Origin of the sequence: Bacillus sp. 007/AIA-02/001, from assembly GCF_004634455.1 — a bacterium.
Lineage (GTDB): Bacteria > Bacillota > Bacilli > Bacillales > Bacillaceae_G > Bacillus_A > Bacillus_A cereus.
Genome location: NZ_SEIY01000027.1, coordinates 1 through 22,447, shown reverse-complemented (window position 1 = coordinate 22,447; position 22,447 = coordinate 1). Strand labels below are relative to the sequence as shown.

The window sequence follows — 22,447 nt, the reverse complement described above, 5'->3', positions numbered from 1 at the left end:
TCATTTCACCTCTCATGCTATATGTTCTGTTTTTTTAATTTCATCAACACTGATATAGTAACCTTCATCATAATCGAATGAACGATAGATTAAGCAAGCTAAAATACCAACTCCACCGATTGCTGCAAGCCAGAACCAGCTAAATACTAATGCGAAACCTGCAAGACCGAAGAATCCAGACGCAATAATAGGCACACCAGAGTTACTTGGCATGTGAATTGGTTTGATATCTTCTGCTGCTGGTGTAACTGTTTCTCCGCGTTTTTTCATGTACCAGAAAGCATCAGCTTCTTTAATTTCAGGAAGCTTCGCGAAGTTGTAATGTTGTACAGGAGAGTGAGTTGCCCATTCAAGTGTACGACCATCCCATGGATCTCCAGTTGTGTCACGTTCACCGTGACGTGCACTCCAAATTACGTTGTAGCAAAGAAGTAGGAAGCCGATACCCATCATTACCGCACCAACAGATGCGATTTGGTTTAGCCATCCCCATCCAAGACTTTCAGAGTAAGTGTACATACGACGAGTCATACCGTCTAAACCTAAGAAGTACATTGGGAAGAAACAGATGTTGAATCCGCTCATAAAGATCCAGAATGTCCATTTACCTAGGCGTTCATTTAACATATGACCAGTCATTTTTGGATACCAGAATGTGAATCCAGCAAGCATAGCGAATACTGTACCTGCGATTAATACGTAGTGGAAGTGAGCGATTAGGAAGTAGCTGTTATGGTATTGATAATCAGCAGCTGCCATTCCAAGCATAACCCCTGTAACCCCACCGACTACGAAGTTTGGAATAAATGCCAATGACCAAAGCATTGGAACTGTAAAACGAATACGTCCTTTATACAGTGTAAACAACCAGTTAAAGATCTTAACCCCGGTTGGAATCGAAATCGCCATTGTCGAAATCGAGAAGAATGAGTTAACCGCTGGACCTGCACCCATCGTGAAGAAGTGGTGAAGCCATACGACGAAACTTAGTAAAGAAATTGCAACCATTGAGTATACCATCGCACTGTAACCGAATAGACGCTTACGTGAGAATGTACTAATGATTTCAGAGAAAATACCGAATGCCGGTAAAATAACGATATATACTTCAGGGTGACCCCATACCCAGAACAGGTTGGCCCATAACATCGGCATACCGCCGCTCGCCATCGTAAAGAAGTGAGCATCGAATAGACGGTCAAATGTCATTAATGCAAGAGCAACTGTTAATACTGGGAAAGCGAAAATAATGATAATTGTTGTAATTAAGATTGACCAAGTAAACATTGGCATTCTCATTAAAGTCATACCAGGTGTACGCATTTTTAAGATAGTAACAAGGAAGTTAATACCGGTCATTAGCGTACCGAGACCTGAAATCTGTAATGCAATTGCGTAGTAGTTATTTCCTACGCCCGAAGTAAACTCTGTACCTGCCATTGGGAAGTAAGAAGTCCACCCAGCGTCTGGAGAACCACCAATTACGAAAGCGATGTTGAATAACATTGCTCCGACAAAGAATAACCAGAAACTTAAAGCATTTAAGAACGGATATGCAACGTCACGAGCACCAATTTGTAATGGTACTACAAGGTTCATTAATCCCATAACGAATGGCATTGCCATGAAAAGAATCATTACTGTACCATGTGTTGTAAAGATCCCGTTATAGTGTTCAGCGTTTAAATAAGTTGTTTCTGGGAATGTTAATTGTGCACGGATCATTAAACCATCCATACCACCACGGAATAACATGATAACCGCAGAAATAATATACATAGCTCCGATTTTTTTATGGTCAACAGTTGTTAACCATTCGTCCCAAAGCCATTTCCATTTTTTATACTTTGTTAGTACGAAAATGATTGCTAATGTCACAAGAACGATAGAAGCGTCTGCACCGTAAATAATCGGATCACCTGTGACAAAGAATTCATCAAGCTTCACTGTGTTCACTCCAATCTGTTGGAATTATAGCTATTATTTTTTGTTTTTGTAGTAGTTGTAATCACAATATTCAAGTGATTTTGGATCAACATAACTTAAGTGGTGACTAGAGAATGTCATACGACCAACTACACCAGGTTTAACAATTTCGTTGTACTTAGCTTCTGTTAGTTTAGGAGCAGTTTCTTGTACTTCTTTAACCCACTTGTCATATTTCTCTTTAGTTTTTGCTTCAACTTCGAACTCCATGTGAGTGAATCCTTCACCAGAGAAGTTCGCGCTACGGCCTAGGTAAGAACCTGGCTTATCAGCTTGTAAATAAAGGTCCATAATCATGCCATCCATTGTGTACTTCATACCACCAAGTTCTGGTACCCAGAAAGCATTCATTGGGCCGACAGAAGTCAGTTTGAATTGAATTGGTACACCAGCTGGGATGTTTAAATAGTTAACGGTTTCAATTTTTTCCTCTGGGTAACTGAATAACCATTTCCAGTTTGCAGATGTAACATAAATCTCCACTGGTTTAATATGTTCGGACTCTTTCGGAACCTCTTCCGAAGCATAAGTTGCTTTTACTGTTGGAATCGATAATGCGATAACGATAATAACAGGAACAAGCGTCCAAATGATTTCTAATAATGTGTTACCGTGTTGTTCAGGTGGCTCATAGTCCATATTCTCTGGTTTTTCACGATAACGAATCAAGATGACTGTAAACAAGATGAATACAATTGCGATAATTAATGACATAAGCAAGAATGACCAAACAATTAAATCATACTGTGCTTTTGCAACAGGTCCTTGCGGATTTAATACTGCGAGTTTTTTATCACAGCCACCGAGGAACAGAAGTAATGATAACGGAAGAAGCGAAGCCAACTTCCAAAACGCTTTCTTTAGTTGCACGATTGAAAATCTCCTTTCTCCTTGGATTGAAACTATGCCAATAAAACAATATAAACCTATTAATTTATAGAAGGCAATAGTTTTTGATATATTGTTAAAAAATAGACACAAATGCACACTTTTTAAGGTGAATATCATTTGTAACTTGATTACATTGTAAACTATTTTCCAGAGAAAAACGTGATTGTGAAAATTTTAAGATAAATAAAGTTATACCAGGATATCCAAGAAATAGAAAAAAGCTATCTTATGATAAGAAAGATAGCTGAATATTTTGTATATTTAGTTTATTTCTTGTGTGACAGTTCGTGGCTGTTCAAGTGTGACAATTTTTTTATATTTAACTTGGTATAAAATGTAACAAATAATCATAAATGGAATGCCGCAATAAAGAGCAATTCTTTGATCTGGAATGAAAGCCAAACTAACAAATGTAATGAAATTGAGCGAGAACGCTACGATTGGAACGAGTGGATAGAGCGGTGTACGATATTTTAAATCATTTATGTCGCCACCATTTTTCACGAAATTTCTACGGAAGAAAAACTGTGAAGCGGCGATTGACATCCAAACGACAACGGCAGCCATTGCTGCAATAGATGTTAAAACTAGAAAGACAGTATCTGCCGCAAATACACTTGTTAGTAAGGACAGGCTAGCGAAAATTAGGCTGAAAATTAATGCATTTAGCGGTACACCTTTTTTAGTTAATTTCGTAAATGCTGGGCTTGCCATTCCTTGTTTTGCCATCGCCCACAGCATACGAGAATTTGCATATAGACCAGAGTTAGCAACGGATAATACAGCTGTAATAATAACAAAGTTCATAATATCTGCTGCATATGGGACACCGGCTACATCAAATACAAGTACAAAGGGACTTTCAACTAGATTAGCCTCTTGCCATGGGAGTAAACCTACAACAACTGATATCGCTAAGACGAAGAAGAAGAGAGTTCGCCAAATTGTATTTTTTATTGCTTTTGGAATTGTTTTTTCAGGATTTTCACTTTCTCCTGAAGCGATTCCAATTAATTCTGTTCCTTGGAAGGAGTAATTTACTGTAATCATCGTAAGAAGAACAGCTAATGCACCGTTTGGAAATAGCCCGCCATTTTCAGTGAAATTATGAAGCATTGGAGCTGGCTTTCCATTAAAGTCTAGTAGACCGAACATAACAGCGCCACCAAGCACGATGAAAATGACAATTGTCGCGACTTTTACACTTGCGAACCAAAACTCTGCTTCTGCATATGCTTTTGCTGATAAAGCGTTTACGAGGAAGAGTGCTGCTGCAAATGTAACGCACCAAATCCAGGAAGAAACGTCTGGAAACCAGCGTTTCATTAAAATACTTACAGTTGTTAACTCTACGCCAACTGTAACAGCCCAATTTAACCAATACATCCAACCGACAACAAATCCAAAACCAGGTGAAATGAATTTGCTTGCATAACTTTGGAATGAACCTGCTTCTGGCATAGCAACGGATAATTCACCAAGACATAACATCGTTAAATACATAACAAATCCACCGACTAAAAATGCAAGAATAGCACCACCAGGTCCGGCATTATGGACGATTTGACCAGATCCCATAAATAGCCCGGTTCCGATAACACCGCCGAGTGCAATCATAAATAGGTGTCTACTTTTCATTGTTCGTTTTAAATCTGTTTGTTCAATTTGTTGATTCATATGCCCCTCACCCCGTATTTTCTTGAATGTGTAAACTTCGTTTTATTCTGAGTTTTTAATCATTAGTGGGGGATGCAAAACACACTCGGTTTATTTGCTATGAAATGAATGGAGTATGTAAAAAACGAACTATGACTAAATACTCTAAGAATGTTTGTTAACATGGTGATATCTTCACTATGTTAACAATTTTGATTTTAGCAAAATATTCTGTAAATGTATATTTATTTTTCTTTTTATTAAAAATAATTAGAATTTTTATAATTAATTCTATAAGCGATAATTCACATGATCTTTCTAGCAAACTAGTAAGAAGAAGGGTACAATGATAAGAGGTGTATCTGTAAAATAATAATTAATGGAGTTTTGTTTATAATGAAAAAGTTAAAATATCTTTTTGTTTTTGGAATTATACTTGCTGCTGCATTTTTTATAGGAAAAGATAAAATCATGCAAAAGGCGCAAGTTCTACGCTTAGAGTTTCTATCTGAAATGAAAGAAGCAGCTATGATTGAAGATGTTCCGTTTATTAAACAATTACCAGAATTACCTCGAGGATGTGAAGTGACAAGTTTAGCTATGTTGCTGCAATATAAAGGTGTACAAGTAGATAAGATGCAACTTGCTAGCGAAATTCATCGTGTTCCATTTGAACAAAATGGTTTGCGTGGAAATCCTTACGAGGGATTTGTGGGAAATATTTATACAAAGGCAGAGCCTGGATATGGTGTATACAATAAACCAATCTTTGATTTAGCAGAAAAATATGTTCCTGAAAAAGTAATTAATTTAACAGGTAGAGACATGCAAGATATATATAAAGTAATTAGTTCTGGTTCTCCGGTATGGGTCATTATTAATACGACGTTTAAGCCGCTAGCTGAAAGTAGTTTTGAAACATGGAATACGAGTTCAGGCGAAGTGAAAATTACATATTATGAGCATAGTGCAGTAGTAATTGGATATGATCAAAACTTTGTATATGTAAATGATCCTCTTAAAAATAATCCGCGCTTGGCTGTTCCGCGAGCAGAATTTGAGAAAGCTTGGGAGCAAATGGGAAAACAAGCAATTACTATTTTATAATAATGAAAAAGTCATCTTTTGGATGGCTTTTTCTTTTTAGTTTATTATCACTGAAAATTCAGAAGATTCTTTTAAAAGTTAACAATTCACGTTATAATAACATTTAACTTGGTGAAGAAGGGGAGAAGAGAAATGGATGTTGCAAAGGAACTTGTTTTGTCAAAAAATCAGTTAGTTGAGTGGAGAAGGCATTTTCATAAGTATCCAGAGTTATCTTTTCAAGAAGAGAAAACATCGCAGTTTGTGTTCGATATACTTCGGAAATTCCCATATTTAGAAGTGTCACGGCCGACTAAATATAGTGTGATGGCAAAGTTAGTAGGTAAACATCCGGGCAAAACAGTTGCGATTCGAGCCGATATGGATGCTCTTCCTATTCATGAAGAAAATGAGTTTGATTTTATTTCTATATATAAAGGTGTAATGCATGCATGTGGTCATGATGGACATATAGCGATATTACTTGGGGTTGTACATAAGTTAGTAGAAGAAAGAGAGAAGATTAAAGGAGAGATTCGTTTTCTATTCCAACATGCTGAAGAGAATTTTCCTGGTGGTGCAGAGGAGATGGTTGCTGCAGGTGTAATGGAAGGTGTGGATTATATTATTGGTGCTCACCTTTGGGCGTCGTTAGAGGTTGGGAAAATAGGTGTTATTTATGGTCCTGCAATGGCTGCACCGGATGTTTTTAAAATTAAGATAGAGGGAAAAGGTGGACATGCTGGAATCCCTCATGAAACGGTGGATAGTATTGCAATCGGAACACAAGTCGTTTCGCAACTTCAGCAAATTGTATCTCGCCTCACGAATCCATTAGATTCTCTCGTAATATCTGTTACGCAATTTCATGCGGGGACAACTCATAATGTAATACCAGAGCAAGCCGAGATTGAAGGGACAGTGAGAAGTTTAAGACATGAATTACGAGGTGAAACAGAGAAGAAGATTGAGCGGATTGTGAAGCATATTACGGAATCTTACGGAGCGAAATATACATTTTCATATGAATATGGGTATCGACCAGTTGTAAATGACTATGAAGCTACAGAGCTTATTGAACAAACGGCATTACAACTTTATGGAAGGGATAGAGTTGTTCGTTTACAGCCGACGATGGCTGGAGAAGATTTTTCAGCGTTTTTACAAAAGGCACCGGGGACATTCTTTTTTATCGGAGCGGGAAATAAAGAGAAAGGTATTATATATCCTCACCATCACCCTCGTTTTACGATTGACGAAGATGCATTACCGATTGGAGTGGAAGTCTTTGTATCAGCCATTATGAACTTTATAAGTAAAGGAGAATGAGATGAAGAAAATACACATTCTAGCGCTTATCCCAGTTCTTTGTTTAGTAGTTGGGCCAATATTTGCGAATTCAGTTACTCCTTACGTATTAGGGATGCCATTTTTATTATTTTGGGTATTATTATCAGTGTTTATTACATCTTTTTGTATGGGGCTTGTGTACGTGTTTGATCCTGCTAATAAGGAGGATGTAAAATGACTGCATTACTTATCATTATTTTATTTTTGTTTCTCGCACTATTTTTAGGGATTCGGGCACAACATGGAAAAGATATGAATTTAGAGCAATGGTCAGTTGGGGGAAGAGGGTTTGGCACTATTTTTGTTTTTCTCCTTATGGCAGGTGAAATTTATACGACGTTTACATTTTTGGGAGGAAGTGGCTGGGCGTATAGCAAAGGAGCACCTACCTTTTATATTTTAGGTTATGGCGCTTTAGCTTATCTTTTATCGTATTTTTTATTGCCACCGATTTGGAAGTATGCGAAAGAGCATAACCTTGTTTCACAGTCGGATTTTTTTGCGAAGAAATATAGAAGTAAAGCGCTTGGGATTATTGTTTCAATTGTTGGTGTTGTTTCCATCATCCCATATCTTGTTTTACAGTTAAAAGGACTGGGAATTATCGTTTCAGAAGCTTCTTACGGAAGGGTGTCACCTGTTGTTGCGGTTTGGATTGGTGCTATTGTTATAACTATATATGTAATGGTTTCAGGTATACATGGTTCGGCTTGGACGGCTGCTTTGAAGGATATTATGATACTGTTTATCGTTATGTTTTTAGGTATATATTTACCGTATCATTATTATGGAGGATTTCAGCCGATGTTTGAGGCTGTAGAGGCAGCGAAACCGGGATTTTTATCTTTACCTGAAGAAGGAATGAGTATTTCTTGGTTTGTTTCTACTATTATATTAACGGCCCTCGGTTTTTATATGTGGCCTCATACATTTGCTTCTGCTTTTTCTGCAAAAAATGAAAAAGTATTTCGTAAAAATGCAGCAATTATGCCATTGTATTCTTTAGTTTTACTTTTCGTATTTTTTGCAGGATTTGCTGCTATATTGCAAGTTCCTGGGTTAAAGGGAGCGGATGTAGATCTTTCGTTATTCCGTCTTGCTTTACAAACTTTTGATCCTTGGTTTATTGGAATTATTGGTAGTGCGGGAGTATTAACGGCATTGGTTCCGGGTTCGATGCTTGTTATGGCGGCTTCTACACTGTTAGCGAAAAATATTTATCGAACGATAGTTCCATCTGCTTCAGATAGACAAGTTGCTAAGATGGCAAAATTATTTGTGCCTGTAGTAACGCTCGTGGCAGTTTTATTTACATTTAAAGGAGGAGAAACGATAGGAGCGCTTCTATTAATGGGATACAGTATTGTTACACAACTTTTCCCTGCACTTGTATGTAGCTTGTTTCCACGCCAAATTATTACGAAGCAAGGAGCGATTGCAGGAATAGGAGTTGGGCTGTTAGTGGTCGCATATATTACCTTATCTGGTTCAACTATAGCCACAATGTTTCCGAGTTTCCCGCAGTATATAAAAGATTTGAATGTAGGCATAGTCGCATTGTTAATTAATATGATTGTGATGTTTGTAGTTAGTGGATTTACAAAAAGTGTATCTATAAAGAAAAACAATATAATAGTAGAAAAGTAATTCGTTTATCCCGCATTAACGGGCAGTAAGACCCTCAACTCAAAATTCAGCGGAAGCAAAGAAGTTAGGTAGGGGCCCTGCTGCCTGTAAAAGTCCGATTGGTGAGGGCTGATTAAAGTTTTACTTTATTAGAGCTATCTTTGAAAAGAGATAGCTCTTTTTTGTATATATTTTCTTCAATTAGCGGAATCTAACTAAAAACTTGTTGAAAAGGAAGTTAGGTGGGGAAATTGTTAGAGCTTGAAGGTAACTTATTTGAAGTTATGAAAGAAATTAGGGATGAGTTAGGTTCACCTAATGATTTAACAATTAGAGAAGTTGTTCTTGCTGGGAGTTTTACACGTTGTGCGGTTGTGTTTTTATGTGGGTTAACAGACAAGGATAATGTTTATAAATATGTAGTTCGTACTCTTCAATATGAAGAAGTGCAAAATGAAGCGGCTGTCGTTCAGACGTTATTGGATCGTTTTATTTCTATTGCGGAAGTGGGTAAGAAGACAACGTTTCCGGATATTATAAATGCGATTTTAGCGGGAGATACAGTTATATTAATTGATAATATTCAAACTGCTATCGTTATTAATAGTAGGGCTTGGGAGAAGAGAAGTTTAGAGCCACCAGTGACAGAAGATTTAATACGCGGACCAAGAGTTGGATTAAATGAAGATATTAATGTGAATAAAATGTTAATCCGACGCAGTTTACGCGATCCAAAGTTGAGGTTCCAATCTTATATTATGGGGAAGCGATCGCAGAAAGAAGTAACCCTAGTATATATAGAAGATATTATTAATCCTCACATTGTAAAAGAGTTAGATCGCCGTCTTCAATCAATAGTGACAGATGTTATTTTGGAAACAGGTACGATTGAACAATTAATTCAGGATAATAATTTATCTCCATTTCCACAGTTTTTGAATACAGAGAGGCCAGATAATATTATAGCGTCATTAGCGAAGGGAAAAGCGGCCATTTTAGTAGACGGATCTCCGTTTGCACTTATTGCACCGCTTGTGTTTGTTGATATTTTTCAATCTGTAGAAGATCATTACGAGCGCTGGGTGATTGGAACGTTACTAAGATTTTTACGTATGGGTTCAGGTATAATCGCGGTTTTGTTACCAGCTATGTATGTAGCACTTGTATCTTATCATCAAGGACTTATTCCTTCTAAACTGGCTTATTCAATTGCAGGTGCGAGGGAAGGTGTTCCGTTTCCAGCATATATTGAAACGTTAATGATGGCCTTGACTATGGAATTAATACGAGAAGCTGGAATCCGATTGCCCAAACCAATGGGACAAACGATAGGGATTGTAGGAGGTCTTGTAATTGGAGAAGCTGCGGTAAATGCAGGGATTGTAAATCCGTTTTTAGTTATTATTATTGCAGTTACTGCGATTGCTACGTTCTCGCTTCCTGTATATAGTATTACGATTACGTTCCGGATTTTACTTTTCGTCTTTGTATTAGCTGCAACGGCTTTTGGGTTGTATGGGATCATTCTAGCTCTGATTGCACTTGCTGTTCATATTACAAATTTAACAAGTGTTGGTATACCGTATACAACTCCAATTGCTCCTGCATTTTATAAAGATTGGAAAGAAGAATTTATTCGCATACCAAAAGCGATGTTGAAAGATAGACCGGAGTACTTACAAACAAAAGATTCTACAATACGTCCAAAGGAGCGAAAATAATTGAAACCATTTGAGTATGGCGATGAAGAGATTGGATCTCGGGAAATTGGGTTTGCGGTATCATCGACCATTATTGGTATAGGGGCATTGTCTATGCCAAGAGATATTGCTAACCAAACTTTATTTTCGGACGGTTGGATTATCTTGCTTTTGGGTGGACTGATTTGCGCAGTTTTAGGCTGGTTTGTGACGAGAGTGGCTATCTTATTTCCAAAACAAAATTTTGTTCAATATACGAGTGCGCATTTGACGAAGCCTGTTGCATACACAATTAGTAGTATTTTAGTATTAACGTTTGCTGCTTTGACAGCGTATGAATCGCGAATGATTTCAGTTATTTCTCAAACATATTTATTTAGTGATACACCAATACAACTACTGTCTTTTTTCTTCTTATTAGTTGTTATTTATGGAATAGCAGGATCAAGAGCAGCCTTATTAAGGTTAAATGTTTTATTCTTGCCTATTGTTTTAATTGCGATAGTACTTCTTTCTTTATTGAATATAAATTTAATGGAAATAAATAATTTACTACCAGCTTTTCAAACGAAAGTAAGTCAATATGCTGTTGGAGTTAAAAATTCTATTTTTACGTTTATTGGATTTGAAGTAGCTTTATTTTATGCGGTGTTGCTGAATGATAAGACAGCGAAAAAAGCGCCAATGGCAGTCGCGAAAGCGGTGATGGTAAACGTGCTGTCATACATTTTAATTTATGTAACTTGTATTAGTGTTTTTACGTATATGACAACACGTGGATTGACATATCCAACAATTGAATTAGGGAAAGAAATTGAAATTGGTGGAGGATTTTTAGAAAGGTTTGATGCGATTTTTTTTACGACTTGGATTATTACTATTTATAACACGACAGCAATGTACTATGATGTCGCATCTTTATTGTTTTGTGCTATGTTTCCGAAAGTGAAGAAACATATTTTTATTTTCGTAAGTGCCCCAATTATTTTTATGGCGAATATGATACCTAGTAGTTTGAATGCTTTATCAAGTTATGGGACTTATTTAGCTTGGATAGATATGGGGTGTGTTGTGTTAGCACCTTTGCTTGTTTTAATTGTATATAAAATAAAAAGAAGGAATGGTGGAAATGAAACACCTTCTTAAAATTATAATGGTTATGGCTTTAACTGGATTTATGAGTGGGTGTTCTGAGTTAGAAGAGATAGAAGAAAGAGGATTTGTAGTAGGAGCGGCTTACGATATCGTGAAGGAGAAGAAAGCGAATCCAATTATGAAAGGGACCTATCAGATGGTACTCCCCAGTAAATTGTCTCAACAGGGTGGACAAGGGGGTGGGGATAGCGAAAATTATATTAATGTTAGTGCAAAAGCAGATAGTGTATTTGAACAAATAAGAATAATCGCTAAAAAAATTAGCCGTACATTATTTTTCCCTCATATACAAGTGATTATTTTCTCTGAAGAATTACTTTCACATCCATACATTTTACAAAATACGTTAGATGTATATATTCGCGATCATGAAATGAGAAGAAATATTCGTTTGTTCGTTTCTAAGAAAAATGCAGAAGCTATTTTAAAACAAAGTGCCAAGCCTGAAAATTTACCGGCGCAGTATATTGATATGTTAGCTGAACACCCTCCGAAAAATGCCCAAATGATTGAGGCTGCAAGAATTGGGGAGGTACAGGAGAAGATGATCTCTAACCGCAGTTTTGTATTACCTATTCTTGAACTGACAAAACAAGGGGTACAAATGAACGGTGCAGCATTGTTTCGTGGAAAGGATAATAAATGTGTAGGCAATTTGAGTGGGGAAGAAACATTAGGGATGAATTATATAATAGGCAAAAAAATTGGAGGTTTTTTTACGATTCGTAAAAAAAATCAACTTATTACATATGAAATTCATAAGTTGCGTCGAAAAATTAAAGTATCTACAACGAATGCTACAAAACCAAAGTTTGATATTCATTTATCTCTGGAAGGCACATTGGCTGAGTTGCATTTCAGTGATCATAAAAAGGTTTTGAATGAAAAGCGTTTAGAGAAGGATATATCGGAAGAAATGGAGGAGCGTATTCAAAAATCGATTAAGCTTGTTCAAAAAAAATATAAGGTAGATGTATTAGAGTTAGGGGAAGTGTATAAGCGACATAATTATAAAGAGTGGACAAAAATAAGTAAGAATTGGGATCAAGGCGAAAATTACTTTAGTAATGCTGAAATTACTGTTCATGTTCATCCAACAATTGAACATTCAGGTTCAGCTTTACCGAAAAGAGTGAAATAAGGTGATGAAAGTTGTTTACTGGATTAGGAATTAGTTGCACGATATTAATGGCAGTTCTTCCAGGAACTATATATTTTATTCATAAAAAACTCACAACGTATGGAGCACAGCCGTGGAATACTGATGTGCAAAAAAAGAAACCTGAATAATTTCAGGTCTCTTTCGTGCAAAGCATATGTGAAGGGGGATACCTTCTATGTATGCTTTGCTTTATACAAGCTCTAACCAATGTACCAATTGTGTAGAGAGGAATGTAACAACAATGGCGATAACGGTAGGGATTGCAAACGATAAGAATGTCCATTTTGCACTTTTTGTTTCTTTGTATATATTAACAAGTGTTGTTCCGCACGGGAAATGAAGAAGTGAGAACAACATTGTGTTTAACGCTGTTAACCAAGTCCAACCATTTTCTAGGAATAGATTTTTAATTTGATTAAAATCATCTATTTCAGTTAAAGCCCCAGTTGATAAGTAAGACATTAATAAAATTGGGATTACAATTTCATTAGCGGGTAGTCCAAGAATGAATGCAGCTAGAATAAACCCGTCAAGTCCTAACATTTTAGCAAATGGATCTAGGAAGTTTACAAAATACATAAGTAAGCTTGTGTCACCGATAAAAATGTTAGCAAGTAACCAAGTTAATGCAGCCGCAGGGGCAGCAACAACTATAGCTCGTTTTAAAACATAGATTGATTTATCGAGTGTTGCGCGAACAATGGTATTCCAAACTTTTGGCTTGCGGTACGGAGGTAACTCAAGTGTGTAGTGAGTTGGAATCCCTTTTAAGGCTGTCTTTGATAGTACCCAAGAAACAGTTAATGTCATAATAACACCAATTACAACCATTCCAACTACAACGCCAGCAGTAACCAATGTTTGCATACTGCCTGTATAACCAGCAGCCATAAATAGTGAAGCCATTAAAATTAACATAGGCCAGCGACCGTTACAAGGAACGAAGTTGTTCGTTAAAATTGCTAGCATACGTTCACGTGGTGATTCAATGATACGTGTTGACATAATGGCTGCTGCATTACAACCAAATCCCATTGCCATTGTTAAAGATTGTTTCCCGTGTGCGCCGGATCGTTTGAATAAGCGGTCCATATTAAACGCGACACGTGGTAAGTATCCGTAGTTTTCTAATAGCGCGAACATAGGGAAAAAGATTGCCATAGGTGGTAACATAACGCTAATAACAGCACCGATACCACGGAACAAACCAAGTATTAAAATGCCATGTAACCATTCAGGTGCATGCGCTGCTTGGAACCAAGATGTTAAATATCCTTCGGCCCATCCGAAGAATTCGGCAATCATATCAGATGGTACGTTAGCGCCTGCAATTGTAAGATAAAAAATAATAGATAAAATACCGAGCATAATTGGGAATCCCCAGATTGGAGATGTGAAAATTTTATCTAGTTTTTCAGAACGATATAATTTATCAGTATTTGTATATTGGACAGATTCTTTACATATGCTTGCAGATGTTCGGTAAATATCTCCGACTATATCATCTCGTATATCTTCTTTTGAAAGTGTTTGTGCATGTTGAATAATATAGTCTAATGGAAGACCTTTACTGGCTGAGTGAGATTCCATTAATTACGACCTCCCTTACAAGTGGTTCATTATGGTGTTTTTGAAGTGTAGTTAAGAAATTTTTATCTCCATCTAATATACGTAACGCAATCCAACGTGCTGGATACGTATCACCGAACACTTTATAAATTTGTGGTTCTAATTCCTGAATCATATTTTCAATTTTTTCGCTGTAAGTAATTTTAATTGGTGTTGGAATTAGTTTTTTATTTGCTACTCTTGCAATAACATTTAGCAAATGACCAATACCTACTCGGTTACGTGCTGAAATTTTAACGACAGGTACACCAAGTGATTTTGCTAATTTCTTTTCATCGATAACAATCCCTTTTTTCTCGGCTTCATCAATTAAGTTAATGCAAATGACTACATTATTTGTCATCTCCATCACCTGGAGTGCTAAATTTAAATTTCTTTCCATAGCAGTTGCGTCTATAACAACTACAGTTACTTCTGGTTTTTCAAATATAATATAATCCCTCGCTACTTCTTCGTCTGCGGAATTTGAGTATAGTGAGTAAGTTCCCGGTAAATCTATTAATGTATAATTACTTCCGTTATGTTCATATTCTCCTTCAGCTTTTAAAACAGTTTTTCCCGTCCAGTTTCCAGTATGTTGTTTTAAGCCTGTTAAAGTATTAAATAATGTACTTTTCCCTGTATTCGGGTTACCAGCTAAAGCGATACGATGTTTGCTCATCTGAAATCATCTCCTATTAATACCCCGAAAATAAGGGAGCTTTCTTCTTTACGCAGTGCAATAGTTGTGTTGCTCACTTGATAAGCGACCGGATCTCCAAGTGGACTGCGTTGCAATACTTTAATCGTCGCCCCCGGGATAAATCCCAAATCTAATAAGCGTCGTTTCATAGTTCCTTCTAATTGTATCTTCTCAATTTGTACAAACTCTCCTATTTTAAATTCGGAAAGTGGTTTTATATTAGCCGATACCATAAAAGTTACCTCATCTCTATATTTTTAGTTTGAGTTTAAAAAGTTTCCTAAGGTAAACTTTTTGTTAGTAATATAGTAGACTACATTGGATTATGTTGTCAATTAGTACTTTAAAAATATTCATTTATTTTTAGAATTGTTCCAATTTATTTAGTTGTACTAAAAAATATTACTGAAATTATTTTTAATGTGCATAAATTAGGTGTGTAAAAATTACAAAATACAGCGGAATTGTAAATGTAACTTTAACGAAAAGGGAAAAAGAGAGAAAAACATTTACATTGAATTTACATTGTTAAGAATATATTTACATTGCAGCGTAGTTAGTGTGGTTTTTGTTGGGTTATTTAACTATAAATGTTGGGATTTCTAGCTTTTAAGGATTATTATCGTCATTTACTTAAAATTAAAAATTGCTTAACACTCACATAATATTGTTGTCCTACAATGAATTTGTGTTCGAAAGAAAATGAATTCGAAAAGTGATAATCCAAATGGGGGTACAAGACATGGTTATGAAAAAAGGTATTAAATTTTCTTTAGCAGCTTTAGTGGTAGCAGGAGCATTAGTTGGTTGTGGGAAAGCAGAAGATACAACTAGTAAAGAAACTGCTAAAGGAAGCGATAATACAAAACAAGAATTATCAGGTACGATTGCAGCGGCTGGTTCTACAGCTCTTCTACCTCTTGCGGAGGAAGCTGGAAAGAAATTCATGGAGAAAAATTCAAAAGTTTCTATTCAAGTTCAAGGTGGCGGTAGTGGAACTGGGATTAACCAAGTAGCATCTGGTGCAGTGCAAATTGGTAATTCGGATGTTCCGTCCGGAGATAAAATAAAAGATGCTGAAAAGGCGAAAGAATTAGTAGATAACAAGGTAGCGGGTATTGCATTCGCTCTTGTCGTAAATAAAGATGTAAAAGTTGATAACTTAACAATGCAACAAGTACAAGATATCTTCACTGGAAAAGTAACAAACTGGAAAGAAGTAGGCGGAAAAGATGAAAAAATCAATGTAATTAATCGTCCGGCTTCATCTGGTACACGTGCTACATTTGAAAAAACGATTATGAAAGACGCGAAAATTAATGATGGAACTGGTACAACACAAGATTCTAACGGTGCAGTAGAGCAAGCGATTAACTCTACTCCTGGTTCGGTGAGTTATTTAGCAATGTCTTACATGGTCGGCGAGAAAAAAGGCGCACTACAAACAGTGAAAATTGATGGTGCTGAACCGAAAGTTGAAAACATTGCGTCTGGTAAATATCCATTCTGGTCTTACGAATATATGGTAACAAAAGGTGAAGCGAAGGAAGCGACGAAAGCTTACATCGATTATGTAAAAGGTAAAGATTTTGAAAAGCAAGTAGAAGATATGGGCTACATTCCAATGTCTAAATTAAATAAGTAATAAAATTTTATGGGGCTGGCTGCAAGGCCAGTCCTGTTCATTTCAATCTGTGAAGTGGGGTCTGTCCTGTGATGAAGGGGAAAAAACAAATTAATTACGTAAAAAGTGAATATATAGGAAGATCACTTGTTACGTTTTGTGGTATTTTTATTGTTTTAATTACATTAGCTATTATTGCGTTTATTTGTGGGAAAGGTATTCAATCTTTTACACAAAGTGGTATCTCATTTACTGAGATGTTAACATCGACAAAATGGAATCCAAATGCTGATCAAGGATCCTTCGGGGCTTTAATTTTCATTGTAGGTTCAACGGTGGTTTCGTTAGGTGCGGTTATTATTAGTGCACCAATTGCTATAGCTCTTGCTATATTCATGAATTTAATTTCGCCAAAGTTTGGAAATAAAGTATTGAAGCCTGTTCTAGAATTGTTAGTTGGTATTCCTTCGGTTGTATACGGATTATTAGGTGTTACGATTTTAGTACCACTATTACGTGATTCGTTTGGGGGAGTAGGCTTTAGCTTAATTGCAGGTATTGTTGTATTAAGTATTATGATTTTACCTACTATTGCTAGTATCGCTTCTGATGCAATACGTTCTGTTCCATTTGATTATTTAGAAGCTTCTTATGGTCTAGGATCAACGAAATGGCAAGCGATTAGCCGAGTAATTGTTCCTGCTGCGAAGAAAGGGATTTTAACAGGTGTTGTTTTAGGTTTAGCGCGTGCTTTTGGTGAAGCGCTAGCGGTTCAAATGGTAATCGGGAATACGATTAAATTACCAGAAGGAATATATAGTCCGACAGCGACGTTAACTGGTATTTTAACAATGGACATGACGAATACATTGAACGGAACTGCTTGGAACAATGCGCTATGGACTTTAGCGATGATTTTACTTGTTATTTCATTCCTGTTTATTTTAGTAATTCGAGCGATTGGGCAAAGAGGTGAGCGATAATAATGAATGCAAGAACGGTAAATAAAGTTTGGACAGGTATCTTTTATGCGGTTGCAGCTTTAGTTGTAGCTTTGCTAGTGTTCTTAGTATTTGAAATTTTACAAAAGGGATGGGGATTTTGGGATCCTAATTTCTTGTTTGGAGAACCAAGCAATACAAGAGCTGGTGGTGGGATTGGTCCGCAGTTATTCAATTCCTTCTACATGCTTGTTATAACGCTTATTATATCTATTCCTCTTGGATTAGGTGCTGGAATATATTTAGCAGAGTACGCAAAACAAGGACGTTTTTTAAATTTTGTTCGTCTATGTATAGAGACGATGGCGTCTTTACCTTCTATTGTTGTTGGTTTATTTGGTTTGTTAGTGTTCGTTACAATGACAGGTTGGGGATACACAGTAATGGGTGGTGCTCTTGCTTTAACTATTTTAAATTTACCAGGTTTAACGCGTGTTTGTGAAAATGCGATTTCAGAAGTTCCTCATAATGTAAAAGAGGCAAGTCTTGGATTAGGTGCAACGAAGTGGCAAACAATCGCTCGTATTATTATCCCATCGTCATTACCACAAATTATTACAGGGATTATTTTAGCGGCGGGTCGTATATTTGGGGAAGCGGCAGCATTAATTTACACAGCGGGTTTAACATCCCCGATTTTAAATTCAGCAGCGGATTTATCAAGTCCTGCGCATCCTTTAAATCCGTTTAGACCAGCTGAAACATTAGCGGTTCACATTTGGAAATTAAATTCTGAAGGAGTTATTCCAGATGCGAAGTTGATTGCGACAAAATCTGCAGCTGTATTAATTATTATGGTATTACTATTCAATGTTATTTCACGCTTGATAGCATCTATATTACACAAGCGCTTTACAGGAACGAAAAGAAAAAGTAAAACAACGAAAAAGGTAAAAGCGGCATAAATTATAAAGAAGAACTCTCTATTTATAGGTAGGGGGTTCTTTTGTATTTTAATATAGAAGGAATGGATGTAATGATTGTTGAATTTGTGATTAATTATAAAGAAGAACAGATGTAATTTGGATTGTGGATTCTAGTAAACCTATAGAGCAATATGTGGAAAAAATGATGGATTTTATGAATAAATAGAGAGAAGGCGTTATCTTCATTTGTGAAGGTAACGCCTTTTGTTTTTAAATATCAGGTGTTTCTGTAGAAGTGCTTATTTTCCTACGGGAGCGTCTTTTTCTCCCGATTTTATCTAATAGTTCATACATAACTGGAACGACTACTAATGTAAGAGCAGTTGAGACTGCCAAACCGCCGATGACGACGACGGCTAAACTTTTTGATACCATACTTCCTGCTTGGGATTGGCCAAATAGGAGTGGGAGCATAGCAACGATTGTTGTAATAGCTGTCATAATAATTGGGCGTAGTCTAGTAGAACCTGCTTCAAGTAAGGCTTCTCTAGTTTCCATTCCGTGTTCCCGATTTTGTTGGACTCTTTCTATTAATACAATAGCGTTTGTAACAACAATCCCGATTAACATTAATGCGCCGATCAAGGAATTTACATCAACAGGTGTTCGTGAAATGATTAATCCTAAAATACCACCGACAGCAGCTAACGGTAAGGAGAATAGGATTGCAAAAGGAGCACGCGCTTGCCCGAAGGTGATAACCATAATTAAATATACAATCCCGATTGCAATCCCCATAATTTTGAATAAATCTGTAAAATTCTCTTGCATAGATTCAGTAGCTCCTGCGATATTTACTTTTGCACCACTAGGTAAATCTAAGTCAGTCATCGCTTTATTTACTGCTGTGTTTACTTTACTCAAATCTTCATTTGAAGCTTCGGCTGTAATTTGGATTGTTTCTTTTCCGTCTTTATGGAAAATTTCTGTTTGCGTTTGTTTTTCTGAAATAGTTGCGATGTCTTTTAAAGGTATTGGTCCATTAATAGGTGATAGTATGTTTGTATTTAAAATATCTTCTTGTTTATTAATGTTTTCTTTTTTGTGTTCTATCATAATAGTAGCTTTTTCGTTATTAATTGTAATTTCGCCAATAGGTGATTTCTTCATAAGGAATGCTACTTGTTGCGCAGCTATTTCTGGTGTTAAACCTAGTTGTTCAGCCTTTGTTTGATCAATATGAATTTGCCATTCTTTTTTAGAGTCTTCTAAATTTGTTTTTACTTTAGAAAGATCATCCATGCTTTTTAGTTTTGTTTCAACGATAGTAGCCGCCTCTTTTAAATCCGCTTCGTTAGTAGCTGTTACGTTAAATTGTAAGTTATTGCCGCCGCCAGAGCTTGAATAACTTGTTTTTATATAATCAAGTTCAGCAGGCTCAAAAGTTTTATTTTCCTCTTTTAACTCTTTAATATATTGATCAATATCAGAACCTTTTTTAAAGACTACGAATATACTAGCGAGGTTATTTTTAGTTGTTTGCCCCCATTGTGCATCTTCTGCGCTAGATCCCATTCGTAAAATAACGTCTGTTATATCTGAATTAGAAAGTAATTTCTTTTCAAAATCAAATGCTTTTTGTTTTTGAGATTCAGCATTATAATCGGCTGGAAATGTCATGTTAATAGATAACATTGTGTCGTCTTCAGATTTTATGTTTGCTTTCGGTAGTAATATATAAGCTACAATTGATCCTACAAATAATAAAAATGCAGTAAGTAGAATAATGAATTTATGAGAAAGAGCCCACTTTAATGTAGCGACATATCGTGATGAAGAATTTGGCTTTCGATGCTTTGTTTTTTTGAGTAGTAAAAAAGCCATAAGTGGAACAACTGTTAGTGCAACGATTAAGGATGATAGTATAGAATATACAACTGCTAATACCATAGGTAACATTAATTTTCCGATTGCTCCCGCTACGAGGCCGATAGGTAAAAAAACAGCGACCGTTGTTAAAGTAGAAGAAGTAATTGCGACTGCGACTTCTTTCGTTGCATCGAGAATGATATCTTTAGAGAAAGAATCTTTTTGTAAACGGCGGAAAATATTCTCGATGACAACGATACTATCATCGACGAGACGTCCAACCGCAACAGCTAAACCACCGAGGGTTAAAATGTTAAGCGTAATGTTAGATTGATGTAGTAAAAAGAGTGTTAATAAAATAGATAATGGAATACTGACAACAGCGATGAGTGTTGTTCGGAAGTTACGTAAAAAGATTAAGATAATTAGAGTTGCAGCAATTGCTCCAAGTATTACTTCTTTTCCCATGCTAGTAACAGCATTTTCAACTTGTTCATGGGTTGAAGCCAAAAGTTTAATAGAAAATTGATCTTTATATTCCTTATCTATCTCTTTAACTTTTTTATCAATCTCTTTTCCAATGGCAACTGCATTTTTACTCGGTTCTTTCATGATGATTAATCCTGTGCCTTCTTCTCCGTTTATATGTGAGATTGTATCGTAGTGTTGTTTAATTTCAATTTGAGCAATGTCTTGCAATTTCACTTGGGGTGCCACAGTGATGTTTTTAATGTCATTTACATTTTTTATGTCCCCAATGACGCGGAGGTTGTATTCTTCCTGATTAACAGTAATTGCCCCAGCTGGAGTAGAAGTTTCTTTTCCTTGTAAAACAGTTAGTACCTGCTGTGATGTTACGTTTTTGTTTTTTAATTGGTTCGGATCAAGTACGATAGATAATTCAGAGGTGGATTTTCCGAAAAACATAACGTTGGCAACACCATCAATGTTTTCGAGTTGTGGTACGATTTCTTTTTCAATTTGTTTTTCATCTGCTTTTGAAAAACCGTTTTGTTTCTGGATAGTAATTTGAGCGAGTGGAATCATAGAAGTGTTTAATTGACTAACTACGGGCTTGGTTACATCTTTAGGTAATTTAATTGTATTGACGGCTTTTTCGACTTCGCGTGCTGCATCTTTCATGTTTGCTTTTGATGTATACGCAATGTCGATACGTGATAATCCCTCGTATGTAGAAGAAGTAATGGTGTCGACGTGTTCTAAATTGCGAAATTGTTTTTCGAGAGGATCAGTTACATCCTTTGTCATCGTTTCAGCGTCGAGTCCTTGAGATAAGGTTGTGACGGTAATTGCCGGATTGTCGATACTTGGTAAAAATTCCATAGGTAATTTAGAGCCGGAATAAACACCGAGTATGGAAATGAGAAAGATCATGATGATAATGGCAGCTCGGTTTTTTAATGAAAACTTTGTTAACCTATCCATAAAATAATTCCTCCATTGGTTTATTTATAGTTGAGTGCGTCCTTTCTTACTATATAACAAAAAATGGATATTTTTCATTAATTAAATGTAAAAAAATTCTAACAATATCCTTAAGTTTATATTAGGATTGGAATGTTGTTAATTTGTAGGGGGGAATTTTCGAATGAGAAGGAAGGGGATAATGCGCGCGAGTGGCTGTTTAATGTAGATGGGATTTTTTCTTACGGCTAATTTGTATAGTTATTTTATAGAAGGATAATTATTATAAACCTTAATATAGAAGAGAATGAAAATTTGGGAAGGTATTGTGAAATTCAATTTGGTTGAATGAAGTGTAGTAGTATACAATCAGAATAACTATTTTTAGTAGAGAGGATAATAGTTATTTCTATAGAAGAAAGTAGGGTAGATAATTTTTTTATATTTTTATAAAAAAACACTTGTTATTTAAAAAGTATGATGGTATATTAATAAACGTCGCTGATGCGGAAACGCAGAAAACGACAAAAAAGAAATTTTAAAACTTAGTTGACATCGAAAAATGAAGATGTTAATATGATGAAGTCGCTTCTGAAGCGGCGGACAAGTTCTTTGAAAACTGAACGAAACAAACAACGTGAAACGTCAATTTTTATTTTAGGTGCTAGACAAACTAACTTTATTGGAGAGTTTGATCCTGGCTCAGGATGAACGCTGGCGGCGTGCCTAATACATGCAA

The 22,447-nt window shown here is 36.1% G+C and carries 18 protein-coding genes and 1 rRNA gene; 12 read left to right on the top strand and 7 right to left on the bottom strand.

Annotated elements, in window-relative coordinates; translation table 11 throughout:
• Positions 1-12: 12 nt before the first annotated feature.
• The 3 genes from qoxB to ES895_RS27520 form a co-directional block, all read right to left on the bottom strand.
• Positions 13-1,947: a cytochrome aa3 quinol oxidase subunit I gene (gene qoxB, locus ES895_RS27530; RefSeq protein ID WP_000762367.1), complete on the bottom strand. Its 1,935-nt coding sequence runs from the start codon at positions 1,945-1,947 to the stop codon at positions 13-15.
• Positions 1,948-1,980: 33 nt separating this feature from the next.
• On the bottom strand, positions 1,981-2,856 hold the full coding sequence (locus tag ES895_RS27525; RefSeq protein WP_001176162.1) for a cytochrome aa3 quinol oxidase subunit II: 876 nt from the start codon (positions 2,854-2,856) through the stop codon (positions 1,981-1,983).
• 282 nt (positions 2,857-3,138) lie between these two features.
• Complete coding sequence (locus tag ES895_RS27520) at positions 3,139-4,554, bottom strand: amino acid permease (protein WP_001075749.1); 1,416 nt, start codon at positions 4,552-4,554, stop codon at positions 3,139-3,141.
• Positions 4,555-4,929: 375 nt separating this feature from the next.
• Here ES895_RS27520 and ES895_RS27515 point away from each other — a divergent pair, with 375 nt between their 5' ends.
• From ES895_RS27515 to ES895_RS29535, 8 genes are all read left to right on the top strand, one after another.
• Complete coding sequence (locus tag ES895_RS27515; protein ID WP_000734488.1) at positions 4,930-5,640, top strand: C39 family peptidase; 711 nt, start codon at positions 4,930-4,932, stop codon at positions 5,638-5,640.
• Between the two features lie 132 nt (positions 5,641-5,772).
• Complete coding sequence (locus ES895_RS27510) at positions 5,773-6,948, top strand: amidohydrolase (RefSeq protein WP_000382127.1); 1,176 nt, start codon at positions 5,773-5,775, stop codon at positions 6,946-6,948.
• A 1-nt stretch (position 6,949) separates the two neighbouring features.
• Complete coding sequence (locus tag ES895_RS27505) at positions 6,950-7,147, top strand: DUF3311 domain-containing protein (protein WP_000719833.1); 198 nt, start codon at positions 6,950-6,952, stop codon at positions 7,145-7,147.
• Positions 7,144-8,616 carry a sodium:solute symporter family protein gene (locus ES895_RS27500; RefSeq protein WP_000125929.1) on the top strand — a complete coding sequence of 491 codons (1,473 nt, stop codon included), beginning with the start codon at positions 7,144-7,146 and terminating at the stop codon, positions 8,614-8,616. The genes ES895_RS27505 and ES895_RS27500 overlap by 4 nt, the downstream gene beginning before the upstream one ends.
• Before the next feature lie 221 nt (positions 8,617-8,837).
• Positions 8,838-10,316 carry a spore germination protein GerLA gene (gene gerLA, locus ES895_RS27495; RefSeq protein ID WP_002196203.1) on the top strand — a complete coding sequence of 493 codons (1,479 nt, stop codon included), beginning with the start codon at positions 8,838-8,840 and terminating at the stop codon, positions 10,314-10,316.
• Entirely contained in the window at positions 10,317-11,441 is a 1,125-nt protein-coding gene (gene gerLB / locus ES895_RS27490) for a spore germination protein GerLB (RefSeq protein WP_000802004.1), read from the top strand.
• A complete protein-coding gene (gene gerLC, locus ES895_RS27485) occupies positions 11,425-12,591 on the top strand; it encodes a spore germination protein GerLC (RefSeq protein WP_000681627.1) in 1,167 nt (388 codons plus the stop codon). The genes gerLB and gerLC overlap by 17 nt, the downstream gene beginning before the upstream one ends.
• A gap of 11 nt (positions 12,592-12,602) precedes the next feature.
• Positions 12,603-12,740 (top strand): hypothetical protein, encoded by a 138-nt coding sequence (locus ES895_RS29535; protein ID WP_000493997.1) that lies wholly within the window; start codon positions 12,603-12,605, stop codon positions 12,738-12,740.
• A gap of 61 nt (positions 12,741-12,801) precedes the next feature.
• Here ES895_RS29535 and ES895_RS27480 read toward each other — a convergent pair whose 3' ends face one another.
• The 3 genes from ES895_RS27480 to ES895_RS27470 are packed head-to-tail and all read right to left on the bottom strand — an operon-like array spanning position 12,802 to position 15,156.
• Positions 12,802-14,202 (bottom strand): nucleoside recognition domain-containing protein, encoded by a 1,401-nt coding sequence (locus ES895_RS27480; RefSeq protein WP_065704863.1) that lies wholly within the window; start codon positions 14,200-14,202, stop codon positions 12,802-12,804.
• Positions 14,180-14,902 carry a FeoB small GTPase domain-containing protein gene (locus ES895_RS27475; RefSeq protein WP_000033868.1) on the bottom strand — a complete coding sequence of 241 codons (723 nt, stop codon included), beginning with the start codon at positions 14,900-14,902 and terminating at the stop codon, positions 14,180-14,182. The genes ES895_RS27480 and ES895_RS27475 overlap by 23 nt, the downstream gene beginning before the upstream one ends.
• Positions 14,899-15,156 (bottom strand): FeoA family protein, encoded by a 258-nt coding sequence (locus tag ES895_RS27470; protein WP_000252982.1) that lies wholly within the window; start codon positions 15,154-15,156, stop codon positions 14,899-14,901. The genes ES895_RS27475 and ES895_RS27470 overlap by 4 nt, the downstream gene beginning before the upstream one ends.
• 509 nt (positions 15,157-15,665) lie before the next feature.
• On the opposite strand from ES895_RS27470, the gene ES895_RS27465 reads away from it, so the two are divergent.
• The 3 genes from ES895_RS27465 to pstA all read left to right on the top strand — a co-directional run bounded on the left by ES895_RS27465 (position 15,666) and on the right by pstA (position 18,453).
• Positions 15,666-16,568, top strand: coding sequence for a phosphate ABC transporter substrate-binding protein PstS family protein (locus ES895_RS27465; protein ID WP_000245109.1), 903 nt, complete (start codon positions 15,666-15,668; stop codon positions 16,566-16,568).
• Between the two features lie 71 nt (positions 16,569-16,639).
• Positions 16,640-17,530, top strand: a complete 891-nt coding sequence (gene pstC, locus ES895_RS27460) for a phosphate ABC transporter permease subunit PstC (protein WP_000676676.1) — start codon at positions 16,640-16,642, stop codon at positions 17,528-17,530.
• A gap of 2 nt (positions 17,531-17,532) precedes the next feature.
• The gene (gene pstA, locus ES895_RS27455) at positions 17,533-18,453 is read left to right on the top strand and encodes a phosphate ABC transporter permease PstA (protein WP_000994140.1); all 921 of its coding nucleotides are present in this window, start codon (positions 17,533-17,535) and stop codon (positions 18,451-18,453) included.
• Positions 18,454-18,684: 231 nt separating this feature from the next.
• Here the strand turns inward: pstA and ES895_RS27450 are convergent, their stop codons facing one another.
• A complete protein-coding gene (locus ES895_RS27450) occupies positions 18,685-21,729 on the bottom strand; it encodes an efflux RND transporter permease subunit (RefSeq protein WP_135238816.1) in 3,045 nt (1,014 codons plus the stop codon).
• Between the two features lie 658 nt (positions 21,730-22,387).
• Between ES895_RS27450 and ES895_RS27445 the strand changes: the two genes are divergently transcribed.
• A 16S ribosomal RNA gene (locus ES895_RS27445) occupies positions 22,388-22,447 on the top strand; the annotation flags it as partial.